The organism is Ralstonia sp. GX3-BWBA, from assembly GCF_003290055.1.
In the GTDB taxonomy this organism is placed as follows: Bacteria; Pseudomonadota; Gammaproteobacteria; order Burkholderiales; family Burkholderiaceae; genus Ralstonia; species Ralstonia holmesii.
Genome location: NZ_QMKS01000023.1, coordinates 1 through 22,609, shown reverse-complemented (window position 1 = coordinate 22,609; position 22,609 = coordinate 1). Strand labels below are relative to the sequence as shown.

Sequence of the window (22,609 nt, the reverse complement as noted above, 5' to 3'; positions counted from 1 at the left end):
GATCGGGCGCTGCGCAGCTTGTCTCAAGCCCGGCGCAGCGCTGATGTCATATACGTCTGCCATGCGAGATCGGATGCAGGATGGATCGAGCCACTGCAGAGTTTTGATGTGCGGACGTGGTCCACGCTCACGCAGACTGCATCGAACCGCACTGGACCGTATCAATGCACGGAATTTCGTTGGAGCAGTGCGGCGATGTAAATCTAGGTGCAATGTCCCAGTCCGGAATGGCTATGCCGCGCCATTCGCAAGAAATCGCGCGCACTTTTACTTGTCCGGAAATTGCCGTCTTCTTCCCGTTAAGGCCAGCGCAACAAGTAAAGCGGTGAGCAAAAGGAATAAGGGCGGGGCGGCCAAGCGAAGATCAGCGCAAATAGGATGGACGAGCCGCTCCCCCAGTTCCACCATGGAATCGGTCAGTCTAGGGGTAGGCCCATTGGCGGCGTCACGAAGCCGCTTTGACGCCGGGGTGTGAAAAGCACCTACCGGGGCTTCACCGGGCGTGGCGCTGGGCAAGTCTGATGCCACGGCAGGTACGCGCTCGCTGGTGATGGCCTCGATTGACTTGAGGCCCCCGCTTCGTACGCTGCACACCTGGGACGTTACTAGCGAATTCCGAACTGCTGTCCACCTTGGTGGGCGTCAACAACGCCTCTCGTCTCCTTCAGTCGTTCAAACCCACATAGACGGCAACGAGGTGTCCACCTCGATTGTCGGAGCGCAAGCACGTGCAAAGGCCCGCGCCCGAACAGTCACGCCTGCATGTCCCGCAACACGCCCAACTCACTCGATTCGACATCATCTGCGCCTGATTCCGTCGGTGTTTTCCCTAACCTTTATTGCGTTGAGTTTAGGCCATTAAGCCGCTAATATTTGGCCGGAGTAACGCTGTTTGTAGGCCGACAAAACGTAATAATCGAAGGTTTGTCGGGACCGAGATGTTGGGGCTTGCGCCTTGCGTGTGGCGCTGCAACTGACTGTCATCCTTTGCGCCTGTACCAGCGCGTCGTCATGGCGTACCGATATCTGGTTCGCCAGCCTCGGCATGGCTTGCCCGAACGCTTTCTGCGAAGCGTCATCCATTCCATATGCAGTTCAACGTAATGAACCTCGACACCCAAGCTACTGCAGTGCTCCAAGACAGCCTGCGCGACTCTTCACTGCTCGAAACGCGCGCCTGGTTGGCCTCGGGATGGCAAGAGGCATCCAGCGGACGCTCGTTTGCAGTGACCAATCCTGCCACGGGCGAGATCCTGGCCCGCGTGGCCAGCCTGAGCGGTGCCGAGGTTGAATCGGCAATCACGGCCTCCGCAGAAGCGCAGGCCGTGTGGCAGCGCCGCAGCAGCCACGAGCGGGCCAAGCTGCTGCGTGCCTGGTTCGATCTGATGATTGCCAACGCCGACGACCTGGCTCTGATCATGACCTCGGAGCAGGGCAAACCGCTGGCCGAAGCGCGCGGCGAGATCCTTTACGCGGCGTCGTTTGTCGAGTGGTTCGCGGAAGAGGCGAAGCGCATCTACGGTGACGTCGCATCGCATCCGCAGACCGACAAGCGGATCCTCGTCATTCGCCAGCCGGTCGGCGTTTGCGCGGCCATCACGCCGTGGAATTTCCCGGCGGCGATGATCACCCGCAAGGTGGCACCAGCCCTTGCCGCGGGCTGCTCGATTATCGTGCGGCCGGCCGACCTGACGCCGCTGACCGCGCTTGCGCTGGCAGTGCTGGCTGAGCGTGCGGGCATTCCTGCCGGCGTGCTTCAAATAGTGTGCGGCCCGTCGCGCGAGATCGGTGCGGTCCTGACGGCCAGCCCGGTCGTACGCAAACTGTCCTTTACAGGCTCGACCGAGGTTGGTCGCGTGCTGATGAGCCAGTCGTCGCCGACGATCAAGCGGCTGTCGCTCGAGCTGGGTGGCAACGCCCCGTTCATCGTGTTCGACGATGCGGATCTCGATGCCGCCATCGAAGGCGCGATGGCGTCGAAATACCGCAACAGCGGCCAGACCTGCGTATGCGCCAACCGCTTCCTGGTGCAGGACGGCATCTACGACCGCTTCGTCGAGGCGCTGGTGCGCCGCGTGGCGGAGCTCAAGGTCGGCAATGGCGTCGAGCCAGGCGTGCAACAGGGGCCGCTGATTCAGAAGTCCGCGTGCGAACACCTGCAAGCCATGATCGACGATGCCGTCGACAAGGGCGCGAAGGTCGTCATCGGCGGCAAGGGCCATGCATTGGGCGGCACGTTCTTCGAGCCGACCGTGATTGCCGGCGCCACGCCAGACATGCGCGTGGCGCGCGAGGAACTGTTCGGTCCGGTCGCTCCCGTGTTCCGCTTTCGCGATGAAGCCGAGGCGATTGCGCTGGCCAATGACACCGAGTACGGCCTGGCCGCCTATCTCTACACCCGCGACAACGCACGCATCTGGCGCGTTGGTGAAGCACTGGAGTACGGCATGGTGGGCCTGAACACCGGTCTGATTTCCAACGAGGTGGCCCCGTTCGGCGGCGTGAAGCAGTCCGGCCTCGGCCGCGAGGGCTCGCGATACGGCATCGACGAATACCTGGAAATCAAGTACCTGTGCGCGCAGGTCTGAGCACGGCGTAACCGACAGCATCAAAGAGCAAAAGAATGGCTCAATTCCAACAGCCGGTACGCTTCGACACGGTCCCGTCCATCCTCCAGGAATGGGGCGCCGCCCGCCGCCTCGGAGAAATCCTGGCCACATGGACAGAGCGCCGCAGTGTGCTGGTCGTCACTGATGGTGGCCTGCACGAAGCCGGGGTGCTGGAGAACGCCAAGGCATCGCTGGCGACAGCCGGCTTCCGCGTGACCGTTTTCGACGAGGTGGTAGCCGATCCGCCTGAGGCGGTGCTGCTGCGCTGCGTCGAGCATGCGCGCGCGGCTGGTGTCGATCTCGTGATTGGTCTGGGTGGCGGCTCGTCGATGGACATTGCGAAGCTGGCGGCCGTGCTGCTTGTTTCCGAACAGCCGCTGGCCGAGATGTATGGCATCGGAAACGTCAAGGGCGCACGCGTGCCGCTGGTGCAGATGCCGACCACGGCCGGTACCGGTTCGGAGGTCACCAACATCTCCATCGTGTCGGTCGGCGAGACGACCAAGATGGGAATCGTCGCGCCCCAGCTTTTCGCGGACCGGGTGATCCTGGACGCCGAGCTGACGGTCGGCCTGCCGCGTCAGCACACTGCGGCCACGGGGATCGACGCCATGGTTCACGCCATCGAGGCTTACACCAGCAAGCACAAGAAGAACGTCATCTCCGACGCGCTGGCGCGTGAGGCGCTACGCCTGCTGTCGGCCAATTTGCTGGCTGCATGCGAGAACGGTAACGACCGGAGCGCGCGCGAGGCGATGCTGCTTGGCGCGACGCTCGCCGGCCAGGCCTTCGCCAATGCGCCGGTTGCGGCCGTCCATGCGTTGGCGTATCCGCTGGGTGGGCATTTCCATATCCCGCACGGTCTGTCGAACGCGCTGATGCTTGGCCCCGTGTTGCGCTTCAACGCAGCAGCAGCGGCCGCGCAGTACGCAGAGCTGGCCGGTGCGCTAGGCGTCGGTCATGCCGATGACGATGACGAAGCCCGCACCGAGGCCTTTATTGGATTCATGGAGGATCTGATGGATCGGTCGGGTGCGCCGCGGCGGCTGCGCGATGCAGGTGTCACGCGCGAAAGCCTGGCGATGCTTGCTGCGGACGCCATGCAACAGCAGCGCCTATTGCAGAACAACCCGGTGGAGGTGCGGCAAGCCGACGCCCTGCAGCTCTACGAACAGGCGTACTGAAGAGAGAGTGGGGCGCTCGCTGGACCGGTGCAGACCGGCATCCACCAATCCATTGCAATAAAGGGGCCCGCCGTCTGGCGGGGCCCGCAGCACAGGAAGTGAAGCATCATGAGTAACGTGGAAACCAACGGTCACTACAAGGTTGTCGTCCTCGGCGCCGGATTCGGCGGGTTGGGCATGGCGGCGCAGTTGAAGCAGGCGGGCATCGATGATTTCGTCGTGCTCGAAAAGCGCCCGGCGCTGGGCGGTGTTTGGCGCGACAACTCCTACCCTGGCGCGGCGTGTGACACCGAATCGCACCTCTATTGCTACAGTTTCCACCCGCATTTGCGCGTGAGTGCCATGTACGCGGGCCGCGACGAGCTGCTCGGCTACATGGAATCGCTCGCAGACCGCTTCGGACTCGATGCCCACTTGCGCTTCAACAGCGAAATCCGCAGCGCGGTTTGGGACAAGGCTGATCGCCTCTGGCGCTTCGAACTGGCCGACGGCTCGCGCCTGACCTCGCGTTTCTTCGTGCCGGCCTGGGGCCAGCTCAACCGACCGTTGATTCCCAAGGTGCCGGGACTGAACACCTTCAAGGGGGAATACTTTCATTCCGCCGACTGGCGCCATGATGTGGACCTGCGCGGCAAGCGCGTCGCCAGCATTGGTAACGCGGCCAGCGCGGTGCAGTACGTTCCCGAGATTGCCCCGGTGGTGAACCATCTGACCGTGTTCCAACGCAGCGCCAACTGGATCATGCCGCGCAATCAGATTGTCTTCACCACGGAACAGCTCGATGAATTTCAGCGCGATCCGGCACTGTTCGAAAAGAGCCGCGAGCGGCTGCATGCATTCCGAGAGTCAGGCTTCGAGCGCACCCGCGTCGGCACCGATGCGCAGCGCGAAGGCAAGCGCCTGGCGCTGGAGCATTTGGAGCGTAGCGTGGCCGACCCGGCCCTGCGTGCCAAGCTCACGCCAGGCTATGAATTTGCCTGCAAGCGCATTCTGCGCTCCGACGACTACTATCCCGCTCTGACGCGCGACAACGTCACGCTCGAGACGGCCGGAATTGAGGCGTTTGTGGAAGAGGGCATCCTGACCAAGGATGGCCGCGTGCACGCTTTCGACGTCGTGCTGTTCGGCACCGGTTTTGAGAGCCAGGCATTCCAGGGTGACCTGCAGGTCAGCGGCCTTGACGGTTCGCTGGCCGATGCCTGGGCCGACGGACCGCAAGCGTATCTCGGCATGGCGGTACCGGGCTTTCCGAATCTATTCATGATCTATGGCCCGAACACGAACCTGAACCACAACTCCATCCTCTCGATGCTGGAGATCCAGCAGCGCTACATCATCGATGCGATTCGCGGCATCGAGGCCTCGGGCGTTGGTGCGTGCCAGATCAGCAAGGCGCGATCCGACGACTACAACCGTGCGCTGCAGGCGGCGATGGGCGGCTCGGCATTTTCCGCCGACTGCTCAAGCTGGTACAAGAACGCCCAGGGCAAGGTCATCAACAACTGGTCTGGCACGGTGGACGAGTACCGCGCGGCGGTGCGCTGGGACCTCGGCGCATTCGAGCAGGTTTGACGGGGCAGGGACGTGTCTTCGGAACTCTCCTGGCAGCCGCTAAGCGAGGTGGCGGAGGATGCGCGGCCCCTGGTGCAGGCGTTTCGCGAAGCGGGCGGCCTGCACTACGGCAGCCTGGCGCCGGAGCCTTCGCGCGCGAACTTTGCCCGGGCCTGCAGCCTGAATGGTTTGAACGACATCGACGGCGTTGACCACCGCGACATCATCGTGCCTGTGACCGACGGTGCGATTCGGGTGCGGCTGTACCAGCCGAACGAGGCGGAGTGCGCGGGCGGCAAGGGGCCCTTGGTCGTGTTCCTGCACGGCGGTGGCTGGGTGATCGGCAGCATCGACACGCATGACGGCATTTGCCGGCTGTTGGCCCGGCAAAGCGGCTGCATCGTCGCGTCGGTGGAATATCGTCTGGCCCCAGAACATCAATGGCCAGTGCCGCTTCGGGACTGCGAGGAGGCACTCGGCTATTTGGTCGCCAATGCGGCTGCGTTGTCCATTGACGCCAGCCGCGTGGTGCTGGCTGGAGATAGCGCGGGCGGCAATATGGCGACCATCATCAGCAACGCGCCGGCTACAGGGGCGTACCAGGTCGTAGGCCAGGTGCTGCTCTATCCGGTGACGGACCTGACAGCAAGCCGGCCCTCCTACGGCCGCTTCCGAGTCGGACTGCCGCTCGTCGCAGAATCGATGCGATGGTTCCGCGATCTGTACGTGCCAGCGGGCACGCCGCTTGACCAGCCTGCCTTGTCACCGCTGCTACACGCAGAGGGCCGCCGCCAGCCACCGATGTTTATCGCTACCGTCGGCCTGGACCCGCTCTGTGACGAAGGCATTGAATACGCGGCAATGGCGGCGCGAGCAGGTGGCTTGCTGGAGCATCACCACCTACCTCGTCACATGCACGGCATTTTCACGGCGGCAGGGCGCATCAGCACTGCGCAGAATCTGCTAGAGCGCGCAGGCTTATTCATTCGCCGACTGTCTTCGCATTCGTGAAGCGTTGCTTCTGATGGGCGACGATGAGGCCGCCTTCTTCTGATGTGTAGGCACGCGAGCTAGCGCGTGTGCTGATCGCTGCGGCAGGAATGCCGCGCCCATCCTGCCGGTCTTGACTCGCACTTCGGCAATTTGCCAGGCCTGCAAGGACCGCCCGCGTGATTCGCGGCCCCGCGCTTGAACACGGAAATCCCGACGCGCCCGGCGATGGAACTAGCCTCGTCGTGAGTGGCGCCTCTCTCAGTTGTTCCTTTCCCAGCTCTCCGTCTGATGCCAACGCGGCACGCGCGCGTGCTGGGAGCCTCGCGCCGCTGCGCTCGAACGGCCGAATCCCCACCCGCACGCGTAAGTAAATCGATTGGACATCGTTTGCGTCTTGTTTGGTTGGTGTTTTCCCTAGCTTTTGTCACCTTGATGATAGGCCGGTGCAACGCTAATATTTGGCCGTACTAACGTTGTTTTTAGGCCGTAAATACGTACTCGCAAGGCGATGCTCAGGTTAGGGGCGCCCAGGTCGGTGCCGCACCGAGCGTCACAGGCCCGTGCTGGCTTCCTTGGCGGCGAGGTGATCTGCAAATGGCAGCCAGAAAACAGCTGCCGGGGCTACAGCGCTGTGGGCGTCTTCTTCTGCTCTGCACTCCTGTTTCCATCAACGCATCTAGCAGGGAGGCTCAGGCCATGGCTGCGAGCAATAAACGTCAATCGATCGTCCCGGCCCCTTTCCAAGGGCACTACGACGCGTATCACTTCTCGCCGGCAACGCGTGTGGGCGACATGGTTTGGGTATCCGGCCAGGTTGGCGTGGACACGGACATGAAGCCTGCCGAAGGGATGCAAGCGCAGGCGCAGATCGCTTTCGAATGCCTGAAGCTGGTTCTCGAAGAGGCGGGCGCGAGCCTGGCCGATGTCGTTGAGCTCACAACGTTTCACACGGACCTGCATGGCGACATCGATGCGTTTATCGCCGTCAAGGACCAGTACTTCCCGAGCCGCTATCCGTCGTGGTCAGCGGTGGGGGTGACGCAGTTGGCTTTGCCTGGATTGCTGATCGAGATTCGCGCAACGGCCGTAGCCGGATCCGGAGAGGAATGAGCGCTTGAGGCGGCCGGACATGCTGGCTGCAAGGCGAGAGATATTGGAAGGAGCCCATGATGAAGAAGCAACGCATTGAAGTCGTATCCGCAATCGCGGCCGCAGTATGTTTTGCGATCGGTACCACCGCCATGGCGGAAGACCTCACTCCTGAGGGCGCTGATCGATCTGCCAGCAAGGACGGTAGCGTCCCCGTTTATGCCGGCAAGCAATCCCCCGAAGCCGGATGGGAGTGGGGCAAGGTTCGCGGTGATTTCTGGAAGCACAAGAGCGAGAAGCCTCTGTACTCGATCGATGCGTCAAACATCGACAAGTACGCGGACAAGCTGACGCCCGGCCAGATCCAGCTCCTCAAGCAGAAGAAGGGCTATCGCATGGACGTGTATGCGTCGCATCGCGAATGCCAGGTGCCCGACTTTGTTGCGCAAAACTCCAAGGCAAATCTGACCGGAGCGAAGCTGGATTCGACGGGGGAGCAACTGCAGACCGCAACCCTTCCGGGTGTTGTATTCCCGCAGCCTAAGAACGGCGCAGAAGCGATCCTGAACTACATGTATCGCTACCACGGTGAAGGTCTGGAATGGCCGAAGATGGTCACCTCCATTTCCCCACGCCCGGGCAGCAACGAATGGATCGACGTGATCTCTCCGCAGCATGCCTTCGTCCCCTGGGGCAAGCCGGGCAAGACGACGCCACAGGATGTTGATCAGCTCAGCAGTGCCGCCTTCTTCAAGATGGAATCGCCACCGGCGCTGGCAGGACAGGCTTTTGTACAGCGGCAGTTCTTCAACAAGCCATCGGAGACGTTCTACTACTTCCCGGGCCAACGTCGCGTGCGCCGCATGCCGGCCTATACGCACGATGCGCCGGTCATCGGCATGGAGAACCAGTACCTGATCGATGAGGCCAACATGTTCTACGGCACCATCGACCGGTTCAACTGGAAGCTCGTCGGCAAGAAGGAACTGCTGGTGCCGTACAACGCGTTCGGGATGTACAAGTTCAAGGAAAAGCTGCACGACGTTGCTACGCCAGACGGCGTTGCTTCGAGCAATCGTCGCTACGAAATGCACCGCGTCTGGGTGGTCGAGGCCACGCTCAAGCCGAGCGCGCGCCATGTTGCATCCAAGAAGGTCTTCTACCTCGATGAAGACAGCTGGCTAGCCCTCGTCGGCGAAGACTACGACGCCCAGGGCAAGTTGTGGAAGGTGCGCGAAAGCTACCCGATTCCGGTGTGGGAGCTGGGCGGCACGTGCGACAACATGCCCTTCGTGATGTACGACCTCAGCAACGGCCGTTACGTGATGGATCAAACGACGTTCGGCCAGGGCAAGGACATTCATTGGTACGAGCAGATCAATGATCCGCGCTTCAAGACGGATTTCTTTACCGCAGAAACACTGCGCGCGGTGAGCGAGCGCTGAACGTGGCCGCATGAGCGGGGGCCGGCACGCGCTTGAGGAGGGGCGTGCCGGTATCAAAACGGGTTGGAGGAAAAATGAATACCAAGAAGATGTCCACGCGGACAGCGATTTCGCTCGCCGTGCTGGCAGCAACAACGTCTGCAGCGCAGGCCTACGACTTCACGATGGGCACGGACGACGCGGTGAAAGGCTCGCTGGTGAGCAACATCACAGCCGGCGTGGCAACGCGAACGAAGAGCCCGAGCTGTGCGCTCACGGGCGATCCGAACGCAAACGGCTGCGGCGCTGCGGCCAACACTGACCAGTGGGGTGCCGGCGACAACGGCGATTTGAACTATCGCCGATGGAAGCCCTACAGCACGTACCTGAGCGCGACCAGCGAATTGCTGTTGACGATGCCCAGCGAGGGATTGAAGTTCATGGCGCGCGGCACGGGCATGTACGACTTCATGGCCAAGAACACCGAGCGCACGCCGCTGTCGAGTGATGCGAGGGCGCAGGTGGTTTATGACGCGCACGTGCTTGATCTATGGGCGCAGAAGGACTTTACCGTGGCGGATCAGAACGCCCACGTCCGTATCGGCAACCAGGTCATCAACTGGGGCGAGAGCATGTTTGCCATGGGCGGCATCAACGCCACCAACTCGCTCGATGTCCAGAAGCTCCTGATTCCGGGCTCGCAGCTCAAGCAGGCGCTGCTACCTGCGCCGATGGTGAGCTTTGCCACGAATCTCTCGCATGGCCTCAGCACCGAGGCTTATTACCAGTTCATCTGGAACGGCAACCGCATGCCGCCGGTTGGCTCCTTCTGGTCGGCGTCCAACGTTGTGGGCCGTGGTGCTGAGCCTTTCACCGTGAACACGACGAACTTCAATGCGAACGGCCCGAGTGCAGGCACGGTCGCAGGCCAGAACGGTTTGAACAGCCACGACCCGGGCACCATTGCGGCGATCAACAACGGCCTGGTCAATGGCGACTTCGCTGGCCCCCCTTCGTTCTCGATCGGGCTGCCGGTCTCCAACAAGTTGCCTTCGAAGTACAAGCCGCAATTCGGTGTGAAGTTCAACTATGTACCGACCTCCATCGACGCGAACTTCGCCTTCTATTACGAGAACTACACCGACAAGTCGCCCGTGTTGGCCTCGTTCGCGAACAACACGGCGCAGTGGTCGTATCAGCAGAATCGTCAGCTGTTTGGGATCAGCGCGAACTTCCCGGTGGGGCCGTGGGCAGTCGGTACCGAGCTGTCGTATCGCCCGCGCGACGCGGTGGCGCTTTCGGGCTGCTACGGCGCGGGCGGACCGATGGACCTGAACGTGAACCCGGCCGGTGTCGACTGCCAGCAGTGGGTGGACCGTAAGAAGCTGCAATTCGGCATCAACGGCATTCTGGCGCTCACGCGCAGCGAATATCCGTTCCTCAAGATGATCGGAGCAGATTCGGCCTCGCTGACCGCAGAAGCGACGATGGTCTACTACCCAGGCCTGGATGGCAGCGTGACACGCACCGTCAACGGCGTGCAGGTCATGCAGGCGCCGCAGGCTGGTTATCTGACGTGGCTGAACAACAACTCGGGCACGGGTTACCCCATCGGCATGCGGCAGGGTACGGCAGCCTCGGGCGGTGTGACGGTCGACTTCAACTGGACGTATGACGGCACGCTGGTGCCGGGCTGGCAGGTGACGCCTGGCGTGACATTCAACGCCGCGCTGTACGGCTACACGCCGACGTTCAACGCCAACTACATGCAGGGGGCGAAGTCCGCCAACTTCTACGTGCTGTTCAACCAGAACCCGACGGTCTGGCAGGCGGGCATCAACTTCACGGCGTTCTGGGGCGGGCACAACACGGTGGGCAATCCGTATTCGGATCGCAACTTCATCGGCGCATTCGTCACGCGCAACTTCTAACGCGTTCGTGTCGGGCGGCGGCGCACGCGGTGCGCCGCCAGGAATACTTGAAGGGGTAGTGTCGTGTTGAATCGTCTTGTTGCGGGGCTGGAAAAAGCCTTCTTCGGTCACCGCGCGATCGTGCTGGCGGTGATTGGCCTATTCACTGCAGGCATGGCCGTGTTTGCCGTGCAACTGCGCATGGATGCTGGCTTCGAGAAGCAGATGCCGATCGGCCATGAGTACATCCAGACGTTCCAGAAGTACCGGAACGATCTGCTCGGGGCCAACCGAATCACGGTGGTGGTGCGCGCGAAGAAGGGCTCAATCTGGACGCCGGAGGGGCTTACACGGTTGTACAACGTGACCCAGGCCGTCATTTACCTGCCGAACGTGGATCGCATCGGTGTGCGTTCGCTGTGGACGCCCAACGCGTTCGTCAACGAGATCACCGAAGAAGGCTTCCGCGCCGAGCCGATCATCTCGGGCAACATCACACCCGATCAGCTGACGCCTGAAGTCGTGGCGAGCATTCGTCGCGCGACCACGCTCGGCGGCTACGTGGGCACGCTCGTCTCGCACAACGAAGACAGCGCGATGATCACCGCGGAGCTCAATGAGCGCGACAGTGCAGGCAAGGTGCTCGACTACGTGGCGTTCAACCACACGCTCGAAGACAAGATCCGCAAGCCGTTTGAGGATGCCGGCTACGAGGTTCAGATCATCGGCTTCGCCAAGCAGATCGGTGACATTGCCGATGGCGCCAAGGGCGTGCTCGTCTTCTGCGCGATCGCGCTGCTGCTGACGGCCCTCTCGGTGTACTGGTACTGCCATTCGGTGCGCTTCACGGTGCTGCTGATTGTGTGCTCGTTGAGTTCACTCGTCTGGCAGTTCGGCACGCTGCGGTTGCTGGGCTTCGGGCTGGATCCGCTCGCGGTGCTGGTGCCGTTCCTGGTCTTTGCCATCGGGGTGTCGCACGGCGTGCAGCAGGTCAACTTCATCGTGCGCGAGATTGCCCGCGGCAATAGCTCGTACGACGCCGCACGCCACAGCTTCAGCGGTCTGCTGATCCCGGGCGTGCTGGCCCTCGTGACGGCCTTCGTCTCGTTCATCACGCTACTGCTGATCCCGATTCCGATGGTGCGGGAGCTGGCGATCACGGCCTCGCTGGGCGTGGCCTACAAGATCGTGACGAACCTGATCCTGCTGCCGGTGGCCGCCTCTTGCTTCAACTTCACGCAAGCCTACGCGCAGAGCGCACTCAAGCGTGCGGCTTGGCGCTCGGCGGTCCTGCGCCCGCTGTCCAAGGTGGCGCAGCCAAAGTACGCCGGCGTCACGCTGTTGATCACGTTGGTGGTGTTTGGGCTGGCGGTCTGGCAAAGCCGTGACCGTGTGATCGGCACGCTGCAGCCGGGTGCGCCTGAGTTGCGCGAGGAAGCGCGCTTCAACCGGGATGCGACGTCGATTGCCGGCAACTACGACATGGGGCTCGATTGGCTGTCGGTGGCGATCGAGTCGAACGGCAAGGCGTGCGACAACCCGGCCGTCGGCTTGTATGAGGACGAGTTCACCGCCGCCATGCGCACCGAGCCCGGGGTGGTCTCCGCCCAGTCGTACTCGGGGATGCTGCGCACCTACAACGCGGGCTACAACGAAGACTATCCAAAGATGAACGTCGTGCCGATCGACCCCGAGAACTACGGGGCCGTGTCGGTCGATGTGGCACGCCTGAAGGGCTTCATGACAGCCGACTGCAGCATGACGGCTGTCCATCTTTACCTGACCGATCACAAGGCGACGACGATCAACCGGATCCTGGATGACATCAAGCAGTACCGCGCATCGCATCCGTTCCCGGGTATCAAGATCCGCCTCGCGGCGGGCAATGCCGGCGTGCTGGCCGCCACCAATGACGAGGTGGAGCACAGCGAGCTGCCGATGATGCTGTACGTGTACGCCGCCATCGTGATCCTCGTGTTCCTGGCTTACCGCGACTGGCGCTCGATGCTGGCCTGCTGCGTGCCGTTGACGGTCGCCACCTTCATCGGCTACTGGTTCATGAAGGAACTCAAGATCGGCCTGACCGTGGCTACGCTGCCGGTGATGGTGCTGGCTGTCGGCATCGGCGTGGACTACGCGCTGTACATCTACAACCGCCTGCAGCGGCACTTGGCCGAAGGTGATCCGATTGAACGGGCGATGGAGCGCGCGCTGGAGTTCGAGTGCGTGGCGACGATCTTCACTGCCATCACGCTGGCCGTTGGTGTGGCGACGTGGAGCTTCTCGGCGCTCAAGTTCCAGGCCGACATGGGCAAGCTGCTGGCCTTCATGTTCATCGTGAACCTGGTGATGGCGATGACCGCGCTGCCCGCACTGGCCTCGGTGCTGGAGCGCTGGTTCCCCCGGCGCAAGCCTGCGCGTGCGCCGGGCCTGCTGAGCCACTGAACGAGAGACAGCCATGATGAAAACGATCCTTACCAGCATCACGCTGTGCGCGGCTGCCGCAGTGTTTGCACAAACGCCCGCCGAAGGCACGGTCGCCACCTGGAGCGTCAAGCCCGCGCATACGTGGCCCGCGCCGACGCACCGCATGCTGCTGGACGCCACGCGCGCCGGCAAACGCATCATCGCCGTGGGTGAGCACGGCATCGTTCTGCTCTCCGACGACGAAGGCAAGACGTATCGGCAGGCACGCTCGGTTCCAGTGTCCGCCACGCTATCCGCTGTCTCCTTTGCCGATGAACAGCACGGCTGGGTAGTCGGTCAGTGGGGCGTGATTCTCGCGACGAGCGATGGCGGTGAGACGTGGCAAAAGCAGCGTATGGACACGGCCGTCGATCAGCCGCTGTTCTCCGTGCTTTTTACGAACGACCAGGATGGCATTGCAGTTGGGCTGTGGTCTTTGATGCTGCAGACCCACGACGGCGGTAAGACGTGGATGAAAACGACGTTGCCAAAACCCCCCGGGGGCGGCAAGGCCGACCGCAACCTGTACCGCGTGTTTGCGGATGGCAAGGGCGCGTTCTACATCTCTGCCGAGCAGGGGACGGTGCTCAAGTCGGCCGATGGCGGCGCCACTTGGGATTATCTCGCAACGGGGGGCAAGGGTTCGCTGTGGTCGGGTGTGGCCATGCCAGATGGACGGGTTGTGGTGGGTGGTCTGCTCGGCAGTCTGTTCCAGAGCAGCGATGGTGGGGCGACCTGGCAACCGTTGAAGGCCGAGACGAAGAGTTCGATCACCGGTCTTGTAGCGTCGGGTAACGGGTTCGTTGCGGTCGGGCTGGATGGGCTCGTGCTCAAGCAGCGTGAAGACGGCGCGCCGCTCGCAGCGGCACAGCGTGAAGACCGCGCGGCACTCACCGCCGCTGTAATCGATGCGGGTGGCAAGCCGATTCTGTTTTCGAAAGAAGGCGTGCTTGCCGGGCTCTGAGGCCAGTTAACGCGCACACACGTCTCCCCGTGTCTCCCGACATCGTCGAGACGGGTTCGTTATTCAACGAGGTAAGAAGGGGTCCACATGCAAGTGACTGAGCAGATGAAGCTGGAGCTGGCGCGCGATGGCGCCACCGTCGCCCGGGGCCTGTTTTCCCCCGAGCGCCTCAAGCGGATGCGCGAGGCGTTCGATTACGGGATTGCCCACCCCAGCCCGCAGCACGGCTACGCCTTTGCAGGCACGCCGGATGAGCATTTCAACGACTACGGCAACTTTGACAACCGTGATGTACACGTCGCGACGGTCAAAGCGTTGGGGCTCGATGAATTTGTAGCGTCGCTCTGGGATTCCGAGCATGTGTGGTTCATCGGCGAGGAGCTCTTCATCAAGAAGGGCGGCAGGGCCGGCCGATCACCGTGGCACCAGGACACTTCGTACTATCCGTTCAGCGGGCCGCAGTTGCTCAACATCTGGACGTGCTTTGAGAAGATTCCCCGCAAGAATGCGCTAGAGGTCGTGCGAGGCTCTCACCTTGGAGCGCAGTACAACGGTACCTCCTACAACGACCCTAACGATCACACCAAGCCGCTGTGGGCCAACACCGATTGGCCTCTACTGCCCAACATTGAGGCCGACCGTGCAAAAGACCCAGCCTCGTGGGACGTTGTCTCCTGGGATCTGGAGCCGGGCGATGCGCTGTTGTTCCACTCGGGCTCGCTGCACGGCGGTGCGCCCGTGACCCCGGATTGCCCGAATCGCCATACGCTGGTTTACCGGTTCTACGGCGACAAGCTGTTTTACCGGCCCCTGCCAACCGGGGGATGCAACTACGGCTACGACATCAGCAATCTCAACGATCCGTCGCTGACGTCGGGCGAACCGTTCCGGGCGCCTTACTGCACGCAGGTGCGGTGAGGCAAGCAAAGGCGTCGTCTCAGCGGCGTGCGCCATCGCCAAGCCCCCTTAAACCAGCGAACACAGCAATCCGATGGGATTGAAAACGTACGCTGGTGACGTCTCCTAGATCCTAGCTTTGGTCTCCTCTGGGGTCTTTTGATGCCGTGGCAGCACGGCATCTTTTTTTTGTCTTGCTTTACAGAACGTCGTTGGGAGCGATCCGCCCTTGCGCGATGAGCGCGGTCATCACCATGACCAGTTCGAACGCGCGGTCCTCGCTCACCGATTGATGCTGGGCGTCAAACCTCAGCACCGTGACGCCGTCCAGCAGTGCTGTGATGAGCGTTGCGCGAGCGAGGCATTCCCGCGCGGTTGCTGTCGCGTCGACTTCCCGGATGAGGTCGGCCCAGACCACCCGGTAGGCGGCATAGCCGCTTCTCACCTTTTCACGCGTGATATCCGAATGCTGGGCCAGCGCCCACATCTCCGACCACAGTTGCTGCACCGCAGGAACACAGGTTTCCTCGAAGTTTTCTGCGGCAATTTCGAGCATGCGCTCCAGCGCCGGTTTGCCGCTCGGTTTGCCGATCTCCGAGTAACGGTCCAGATAAGCCTGCCCAACCGCTTCCATTGTCGAACGGAGCAAATCGTCATGGGTCGGGAAATAGTTCTGAAGCGCCGATGGCAGGGTGCCAAGTTCTCTTGCCACCCGTGCCAGGGTGAAATTTGCATAGCCTTCCGTCGCCAGCAGGTTGGCGGCGGTGGAGATGATCTCGTTGATCTTGAGCTCTCTGCGTTTGCCCTGGGCCGTCGGCCGGTAATGGAAGCTGTCTTGAGTCGACTGACGCGTGCGCAATTCCAGTAGGGCCGGCTGCAGGTACCCGTCAGATCCAAACACGCTGACACGGGCATCGCTACCGTCGTGCAGTGTGCGTGGACGACGAAGAGGTACCTCGCTCTGCAGCGTTGCGGCTGAAGCACTCACGACCATCTTGACGGCGCGCTTCGCAACACGAGCGAGCTCGACATAGTCTCTTCCCGGGTAATCGCCGTGGGATGCGAATAGCGTCATGCCGTCCATCTGCGCGCCGATCACGGCGGCACGCACCAGACATTCTTCGTGACTCAACGTGGGGTGGAGTTCCGACAACAACTTCGCAAAGATCTCTCGAAAACGCGCCTGCATATCGTCGAGCAGTTCTGCGACAAAGGCTTCATGCGAAGCGAATGCCCAGATCTCCACCATGAATTTCGGCAGATCGGTTTCGTTGATGTTCTGGAAGATGCGATTGATCAGCGCGGAGCAACGTTGTGCCGCCCCCGTGCCCGGACGACTCGCAATCGCTGTGTAGTCCTCCATGACCTGGCTCATATAGGCCGGGAGCACCGTGCGAAGCAATTCTTCTGTCGTTCGAAAGTAATACTGCAGATTTCCATGGGTGATGCCCATGCGATCCGCTACACGGCGTATTGCGAATCCGGCATAGCCGTCTTCTTGAAAGACCTGGCGCGCGGTATCGATGATCTCGCGAATGCGCTGTTCCCGATTGCGCCGTGTTGATGACCGCACGGCGGACTTGGCTCCCTCCGAATGGTCAGGGGTTCCTTGCTTGACCGCGCTGTTTTGCACGTTGACTCTCCCGTGGCTTATACAAAACTTCCGCAAATTATAGGCCTATCCGACGGAATGGGAGAAACGTAGCTGCTTTCCCTCTGATCTTGCGCATAAGTCATGTCTGCTTGAGTGCGCAGGTCACACACCTCCGTCTTTAACTCGAATACTTGGCAGGAACAGTCCACGCCAACCTTGCGCTGCAAAACACTTTGGTTGGTGTGCCTAGCCATCCTGCGCCTTGCAGCGTGCGAAGTTGAGTCGGCTCGACAGCGTTTGCGTCTCCCTTGGTCGGTGTTTTCCCTAGTTTGCTCGCCCTTGAGTGTAGGCCGGTGCGACGTTAATATTAGGCCGTAGTAACGCAAATACAGGGCCAGTAATACGCTCATGTAAGGCAGATGTCGGCCGCGCAATCAGGTGAAGGATTTCGTGCATCGCAGGGCTGGTTGCGTGCGCAATGCTTTCCAGGAAGGGCTGAACGGCTTCCCAACTTGATGGTGGAACAGAAGAAGGGTGGCGGCTCTTCTCTGTCGCTCGGCGCATGGGTGCCGGCTTCAACTGACGTGGAGCGCACCGCGGCGATTGATCCACGTTTGACCTTACCCAACCCTCACCAGAAGAAGTCGTAGGAGGCAACCATGGCAAAGCACCCCGTCGTCGTGCATGGAGGGATGAAAAGCTGCGAAGAAGCTGCGCTGGTCGCCCACATCTTGAGCAGGGATTGAGGAAATCCGAAATGAGTATGGATCTTGAGCGTGGTAAAGAGCGCGCCGACCTGGGGAAGTATCGGGCGCTGGGTGGCTGGGTGGAAAAGCCGGACGACATGCAGCACGCGCTGGAGGGCAACGTCAGCGCGGATGTGGTGATTGCCGGCGCCGGTTTTGCAGGTCTTTCCGCGGCGCTGGAGCTGGCCAGGCTGGGCGCGAACGTCGTTGTGATTGAGCGGGATTTCGCCGGCTTCGGCGCAAGCGGACGAAACGCAGGCTATCTGGCCGGCGCCATGGCGCTCGAATACGACCTCATGTTCAGGGGCCTCAGCAAGGAACGGGCGACGCAGATCGTCCGCTACTACGATGAGGCTGTCGGCTTCGTGGAAGGCAAGCTCAAGGAACACGATATCGACTGCGAATACGTGCAGTCCGGGTGGATCCGGGCGGGCGTCCATCCGTCGCAGGAGAAGAGGATCCGCGCGGATATGCAGGTCGGTATCGAACACGGCCACAAGTCGGAATTTCTGGATCACGCGCAGATGCGCGCGCGCGGCATTCCGTCGGCGTTTCTATTTGGCGAATACACGCCGGCCGGCGGAACGCTTCATCCAGGCAAATACGTCATGGGGCTGCGCCGTGCCGCGCTGCGGGCTGGCGTGAAGCTCTACGAGAACACGCCGCTCCTGTCTTACACCGACGGCCCGGTCATTCGGGTGCAGACTCCGCGCGGTAGCGTCAGCGCCCCGGTGCTGATGCTTGCCACCAACGCCTACACGCCGCAGCTCGGTTTGCTTGCAAACAAGGTGGTGCCCTTGCGGATCTCGGCAATCGAGACCGAACCGCTGTCCGCGGTGCAGTTAGCCTCGCTGGATTGGCCAAGGCGCGAAGGCATCGTGACGGGCCACTACAGCATGGAAAGCTTCCGCCTGACGGCACGCAACACAATCATCTCCACAGTCAAGCGCATCCACTATCCGTACGGCTCAGAGACGCCGAACGTGCCCGCCTACGACCAGTATCGAGCGCTGCGAGCAAACCTCCATGAGCGTTTGCCCGCCTTGAAGGACATCGCATTACGGCATTGCTGGAGCGGCTACATCAGCACCGCCGGCAACGCGCTTCCCGTGGTCGGCACAACCGGCGCAAACCAGAACATTTACTACACCGCCGGGTGTTCTGGCCATGGCCTGGCCAGTCAATCCATGCTCGGAAACATGCTTGCCCAGAAGATTCGCGGTACCGAGCCGCCGCTACTGGCAGCGCTGCGTTACGACACGCCCACGCTGCCGCCGGAGCCGTTCCGCTGGTGTCTCGTCAATGGGGCTCTGGCCGCGGCAAACACATTGGACGATCGGTTGAACCGCAAGGTGCGGGGCGCTGCAGCCTGAAGGCGAGCGCTTTCTGCGACCGCGCGACGGAGGCCAAATGAAATCGCAAACGTCTATGCGTTCCTCGCCTCCGATGAGGCCAGCGTTATCAACGGAGAAGCGATCGAAGTGTCGGGGGAACTCTCGACCTAGTTGCGATCAGAGCGGGTTCGCAGTTGTTCAGCCATCAACATCAACGTGAGGTAACACCATGTCCGTCAAGCGTTTCCCCAACTCAGCAACGCCCTCTGAACTTGCATCCGTCATTGAAGCGGACGGCGGTGTGATCGTGAAGGGCTTCCTAGCCCCAAGCCTGCTCGAGAACCTGAAGAAGGATCTTCTTCCGATGCTCGAAGCAACCCCAAACGGGGTGGACGAGTACTTTGCCGGTACACAAACGCGGCGCCTGTCACGCCTGTTTGCCCGCACTGACCATATGGTCGACGTCGCGCTGAACCCGCTGTATCTCGAAACTGCACGCCTCATCCTGCAGAAGCCGATCAAGCTCTGGAGTGGAGAGAACCAGGTCGAGGTGGCCCCCGATATTCAGGTGGGCGTGACGCAGGCTATCCAGATTCGACCCGGTCAGGGCATCCAACCGTTGCACCGTGACGATTCAGTCTGGCTGTGGCGACACCCCGGCTACAACCGGGAAGCTCGCGTGCAAATCATGATCGCCATCACCGACTTCTCCGAAGAGAACGGCGGGACCTTGGTCATCCCCGGCAGCCACAAGTGGGATGACGAGCGCATGCCAAAGCAAGAAGAGGCGATCCCGACCTCGATGGACGCTGGCGATGCACTGATCTTCATCGGTTCGACGTACCACGGAGGTGGTCAGAACCGTAGCAATGCGCCGCGCACGGGGCTGACCATGTCGTATGACCTTGCGATCTTGCGGCAGGAAGAGAACCACTACCTGACGTTGCCGATCGAGCGCGTCAAGCGCTTCCCTGAGGAAATGCAGCGACTGCTTGGATGGTCGTGTAGCACGACCTATGCGGGATTTGTCGAGCGCAACGGGGTGATGACCGACCCGCAGGCGTTGCTCCAGCAGGACGACTTTGCCGAGGTCGGCCACTTCGACTGACTCCAGTGCATCCGTCCTCCCCATGGAGCGCATGGGGAGGGCTCAACCGCTTCAAGGGCGGTGCACGCAGCGATGTCACTGGCGAGATGCCAGGGGCGTCAGAGTGCCGTCGCGACAGGATATCGACGATCTGGCGCAATGCATTGCAAGCCAATAGATCACGCAGATTTTTCAAGTTAAGCCCGGGGGCAAGATGAACGACATTGCAAAGAAACACGATGAGGCGCCCGAGGCGGCAGCGCTCACGCGGCGCGGCTTTCTCGGCATGGCCGCATCGGTGACGGCAGCGGCAACGGCGGCGGTACTGCCGAATGTGGCGAGTGCAGTCACTGCAGCAAGCGATGGCCGCGATGTGCTCGAGGTGGCCATCATTGGCGCGGGGCTGGCAGGCCTGACCGCGGCACGTGACCTGAAGCGTGCGGGGTGCGAGTCCTTCGTGGTGCTGGAAGCGCGCGACCGCGTCGGCGGACGGACCCTCAACCACGATCTCGGCAACGGCTACTTCTCGGAAGCGGGTGGCCAATGGATCGGGCCCGGCCAGACCGCGATCGCCAATCTGGCTCGCGAGCTGGGTGTCGGCACCTTTCTGACGCACTGGGAGGGCGATTTCGTGATGCTTGCCGGCAACGCACGCACAACCATCGCAAACGACGGCGGCTTTGACACGGATCCGAAGCTGCGGCGCGAGCTCGAGGAGATGGCCAAGAGCGTGCCGACGGCCGCGCCGTGGACGTCACCGCGTGCTGCCGAGTTCGATGCCATGTCGCTTGCTGACTGGCTGGCAACCAAGAACCTCACACCGGAAGCCCAAATCGGCTGGGTGCTCGCCGCGCAGCTGACGACAGGTACTGCACCGGAAAAACTATCGATGCTGCACTATCTGTCCCTGATCAACTCGGCGGATTGCAATTACAGGCAGCTCGAAGCAATCAAGGGCGGTGCACAGGAGAGCCGCATCTCGGGCGGTTCGCAGATCCTGTCAATCAAGATGGCCGAGGCGCTGGGCGACAAGGTGCGCCTGTCGACCCCGGTGCTGCGTATCGAGAACTGGCAAAACGGACCGGTGACCATCCACACCGCGAAGGGCGTGGTTCGCGCGCGCAGTTTGATCGTCGCGCTCTCACCATCACTGTGCAACCAGATCGCCTTCGATCCGCCGCTGCCGGAAAAGCGCCGGGAAATGCAGCGCCGCTGGCCTGCCTATGCACCGATGCGCAAGACAGCGCATGTCTACAAGAAGGCGTTCTGGCGTGACAAGGGCTTGGACGGCATGCTCGTGCAATTGAGGGGGCCGATCCAATTTGCCTACGACAACTCGCCGGAGGATGTCTCGTTCGGCGTGATCTCGGCCTTCGTGAACAACGGCGTGCTGCCGTCCGACCCCAAGGCTGCCGAAGCCGAGCTCTCGCGCATCTATGCCCAGGCGTTTGGCGACGAAGCGCTGCATCCCGTTGCGTACCACGAGCACGACTGGGGCAAGGCTGACAACTGGTCATTGAGCTGCACATCGCCCATCCCTCCAGGCTTTCTCACCAAGTACGGCGATGTGTTGCATCCGCCAATCGGCCGGTTGATCTGGGCGGGTACGGAAACCGCAGAAATCTGGATTACCACCATGGACGGTGCAATACGGTCGGGCCACAAGGCGGCATTGCAAGCGCTTCAGGTTGCGGCTGGGGGGAAAGCATGATGAACACGAATACGACAACAAAATCACGCGGTCGCGGCAAGCGGATTCTGGTACTGGGGGGCGCGCTGCTGTTGGCCGCAGTGGTGGTCGGCGGCGTCATGTACGGGCCGAACTTCTATGGCCTGCTGCAGATTGGCAAGCAGCTCGATCAGATCACGCAGGAGGACACGCGTGTCGGCGGTCCATGGCCACGCGTCAGCGAAGTGTGCGTGTCTTGCCATGGTTATGGGGGCAACGCACGCGCCCAGACCTATCCGCGCCTGGCGGGTCAGCCGGAGGCCTACCTCAAGAAGCAGCTCACCGCCTTCGCCAGCGGCGAGCGCAGCAATCCGACCATGACGTCGCTGGCGGTGAGCATGTCGCAACACGAGCTTGACGGCTTGGCCGCGCATTTCTCGAAGATGACGCCGCTGCCGAACACGACGTTCCAGGCGGACCCGGCACACGTGGCGCGCGGCGAGGCGCTGGTCAAGGCCAACAACTGCGCCGCTTGTCACGGGCAGCAGTTGGAGGGGAAAGACCTGTATCCGCGGTTGGCCGGGCAGGGTTACGGCTATCTGCGCGACCAGCTGACCAGCTTCAAGAGCGGCGCGCGCCGCGATGCCACGGGCTCGATGCCGGCAGTTGTCGGAGCGCTGTCGCAGCAGGATATCGACGACCTCGCGCAATACATCGCAAGCCGATAGACCACGCAGATTTTTCAAGCTAGGCGGGAAGCAAGATGGACGATATTGCAAAGAAAGGCGATGAGACGCCGGAGGCGGCTGCGCTCACGCGGCGCGGCTTTCTCGGCATGGCCGCATCGGTGACAGCAGCGGCGACGGCGGCGGCATTGCCGAAGGTGGCGAGCGCGGCAACGGCTGCGAGCGATGAGCGGGACGTACTTGAGGTGGCCATCATCGGTGCCGGGCTGGCAGGCCTGACCGCGGCACGTGACCTGAAGCGTGCGGGGTGCGAGTCCTTCGTGGTGCTGGAAGCGCGCGACCGCGTCGGCGGACGGACTCTCAACCACGACCTCGGCAAAGGCTACTTCTCGGAATCGGGTGGCCA

Annotated in this window: 17 protein-coding genes and 1 pseudogene; 17 read left to right on the top strand and 1 reads right to left on the bottom strand. The window is 62.0% G+C overall.

What is annotated here, in order from left to right:
• Window positions 1–1,103: 1,103 nt before the first annotated feature.
• The 10 genes from DOD19_RS21475 (at window position 1,104) to DOD19_RS21430 (ending at window position 15,108) form a co-directional block, all read left to right on the top strand.
• Window positions 1,104–2,588: an NAD-dependent succinate-semialdehyde dehydrogenase gene (locus DOD19_RS21475; protein WP_037032291.1), complete on the top strand. Its 1,485-nt coding sequence runs from the start codon at window positions 1,104–1,106 to the stop codon at window positions 2,586–2,588.
• Between the two features lie 35 nt (window positions 2,589–2,623).
• On the top strand, window positions 2,624–3,793 hold the full coding sequence (locus tag DOD19_RS21470) for an iron-containing alcohol dehydrogenase (protein ID WP_112188004.1): 1,170 nt from the start codon (window positions 2,624–2,626) through the stop codon (window positions 3,791–3,793).
• 108 nt (window positions 3,794–3,901) lie between these two features.
• Entirely contained in the window at window positions 3,902–5,365 is a 1,464-nt protein-coding gene (locus DOD19_RS21465) for an NAD(P)/FAD-dependent oxidoreductase (RefSeq protein WP_112188002.1), read from the top strand.
• A 12-nt stretch (window positions 5,366–5,377) separates the two neighbouring features.
• Window positions 5,378–6,355, top strand: coding sequence for an alpha/beta hydrolase (locus DOD19_RS21460; protein ID WP_112188000.1), 978 nt, complete (start codon window positions 5,378–5,380; stop codon window positions 6,353–6,355).
• 678 nt (window positions 6,356–7,033) lie between these two features.
• Entirely contained in the window at window positions 7,034–7,447 is a 414-nt protein-coding gene (locus DOD19_RS21455) for a RidA family protein (protein WP_112187999.1), read from the top strand.
• A 56-nt stretch (window positions 7,448–7,503) separates the two neighbouring features.
• On the top strand, window positions 7,504–8,871 hold the full coding sequence (locus DOD19_RS21450; RefSeq protein ID WP_204360094.1) for a DUF1329 domain-containing protein: 1,368 nt from the start codon (window positions 7,504–7,506) through the stop codon (window positions 8,869–8,871).
• Window positions 8,872–8,945: 74 nt separating this feature from the next.
• The gene (locus DOD19_RS21445) at window positions 8,946–10,781 is read left to right on the top strand and encodes a DUF1302 family protein (protein ID WP_112187995.1); all 1,836 of its coding nucleotides are present in this window, start codon (window positions 8,946–8,948) and stop codon (window positions 10,779–10,781) included.
• Window positions 10,782–10,844: 63 nt separating this feature from the next.
• Window positions 10,845–13,205, top strand: coding sequence for an efflux RND transporter permease subunit (locus DOD19_RS21440; RefSeq protein ID WP_112187993.1), 2,361 nt, complete (start codon window positions 10,845–10,847; stop codon window positions 13,203–13,205).
• A 13-nt stretch (window positions 13,206–13,218) separates the two neighbouring features.
• Complete coding sequence (locus DOD19_RS21435) at window positions 13,219–14,190, top strand: YCF48-related protein (protein ID WP_112187990.1); 972 nt, start codon at window positions 13,219–13,221, stop codon at window positions 14,188–14,190.
• Between the two features lie 105 nt (window positions 14,191–14,295).
• Window positions 14,296–15,108 carry a phytanoyl-CoA dioxygenase family protein gene (locus DOD19_RS21430; protein WP_239498077.1) on the top strand — a complete coding sequence of 271 codons (813 nt, stop codon included), beginning with the start codon at window positions 14,296–14,298 and terminating at the stop codon, window positions 15,106–15,108.
• 178 nt (window positions 15,109–15,286) lie between these two features.
• On the opposite strand, the gene DOD19_RS21425 is transcribed toward DOD19_RS21430, so the two are convergent.
• Window positions 15,287–16,720: a TetR/AcrR family transcriptional regulator gene (locus DOD19_RS21425; RefSeq protein WP_024978783.1), complete on the bottom strand. Its 1,434-nt coding sequence runs from the start codon at window positions 16,718–16,720 to the stop codon at window positions 15,287–15,289.
• A 380-nt stretch (window positions 16,721–17,100) separates the two neighbouring features.
• On the opposite strand from DOD19_RS21425, the gene DOD19_RS27575 reads away from it, so the two are divergent.
• The 7 genes and pseudogenes from DOD19_RS27575 to DOD19_RS21395 all read left to right on the top strand — a co-directional run.
• Window positions 17,101–17,331, top strand: coding sequence for a hypothetical protein (locus DOD19_RS27575; protein WP_162634429.1), 231 nt, complete (start codon window positions 17,101–17,103; stop codon window positions 17,329–17,331).
• Window positions 17,332–17,438: 107 nt separating this feature from the next.
• Window positions 17,439–18,800: an FAD-binding oxidoreductase gene (locus DOD19_RS21420; protein WP_112187986.1), complete on the top strand. Its 1,362-nt coding sequence runs from the start codon at window positions 17,439–17,441 to the stop codon at window positions 18,798–18,800.
• A 30-nt stretch (window positions 18,801–18,830) separates the two neighbouring features.
• Window positions 18,831–18,932: pseudogene (locus DOD19_RS21415) on the top strand (SDR family oxidoreductase); the annotation flags it as partial.
• A 58-nt stretch (window positions 18,933–18,990) separates the two neighbouring features.
• Window positions 18,991–19,869 (top strand): phytanoyl-CoA dioxygenase family protein, encoded by an 879-nt coding sequence (locus DOD19_RS21410; protein ID WP_112187984.1) that lies wholly within the window; start codon window positions 18,991–18,993, stop codon window positions 19,867–19,869.
• A 193-nt stretch (window positions 19,870–20,062) separates the two neighbouring features.
• Window positions 20,063–21,559 carry an FAD-dependent oxidoreductase gene (locus DOD19_RS21405; protein ID WP_112187982.1) on the top strand — a complete coding sequence of 499 codons (1,497 nt, stop codon included), beginning with the start codon at window positions 20,063–20,065 and terminating at the stop codon, window positions 21,557–21,559.
• Entirely contained in the window at window positions 21,556–22,245 is a 690-nt protein-coding gene (locus DOD19_RS21400; RefSeq protein WP_152543742.1) for a c-type cytochrome, read from the top strand. Before DOD19_RS21405 ends, DOD19_RS21400 begins: the two co-directional genes overlap by 4 nt.
• Window positions 22,246–22,280: 35 nt before the next feature.
• Window positions 22,281–22,609, top strand: a 329-nt coding sequence (locus DOD19_RS21395) for an FAD-dependent oxidoreductase (protein WP_162634427.1), incomplete at its 3' end; no start/stop codon positions are given.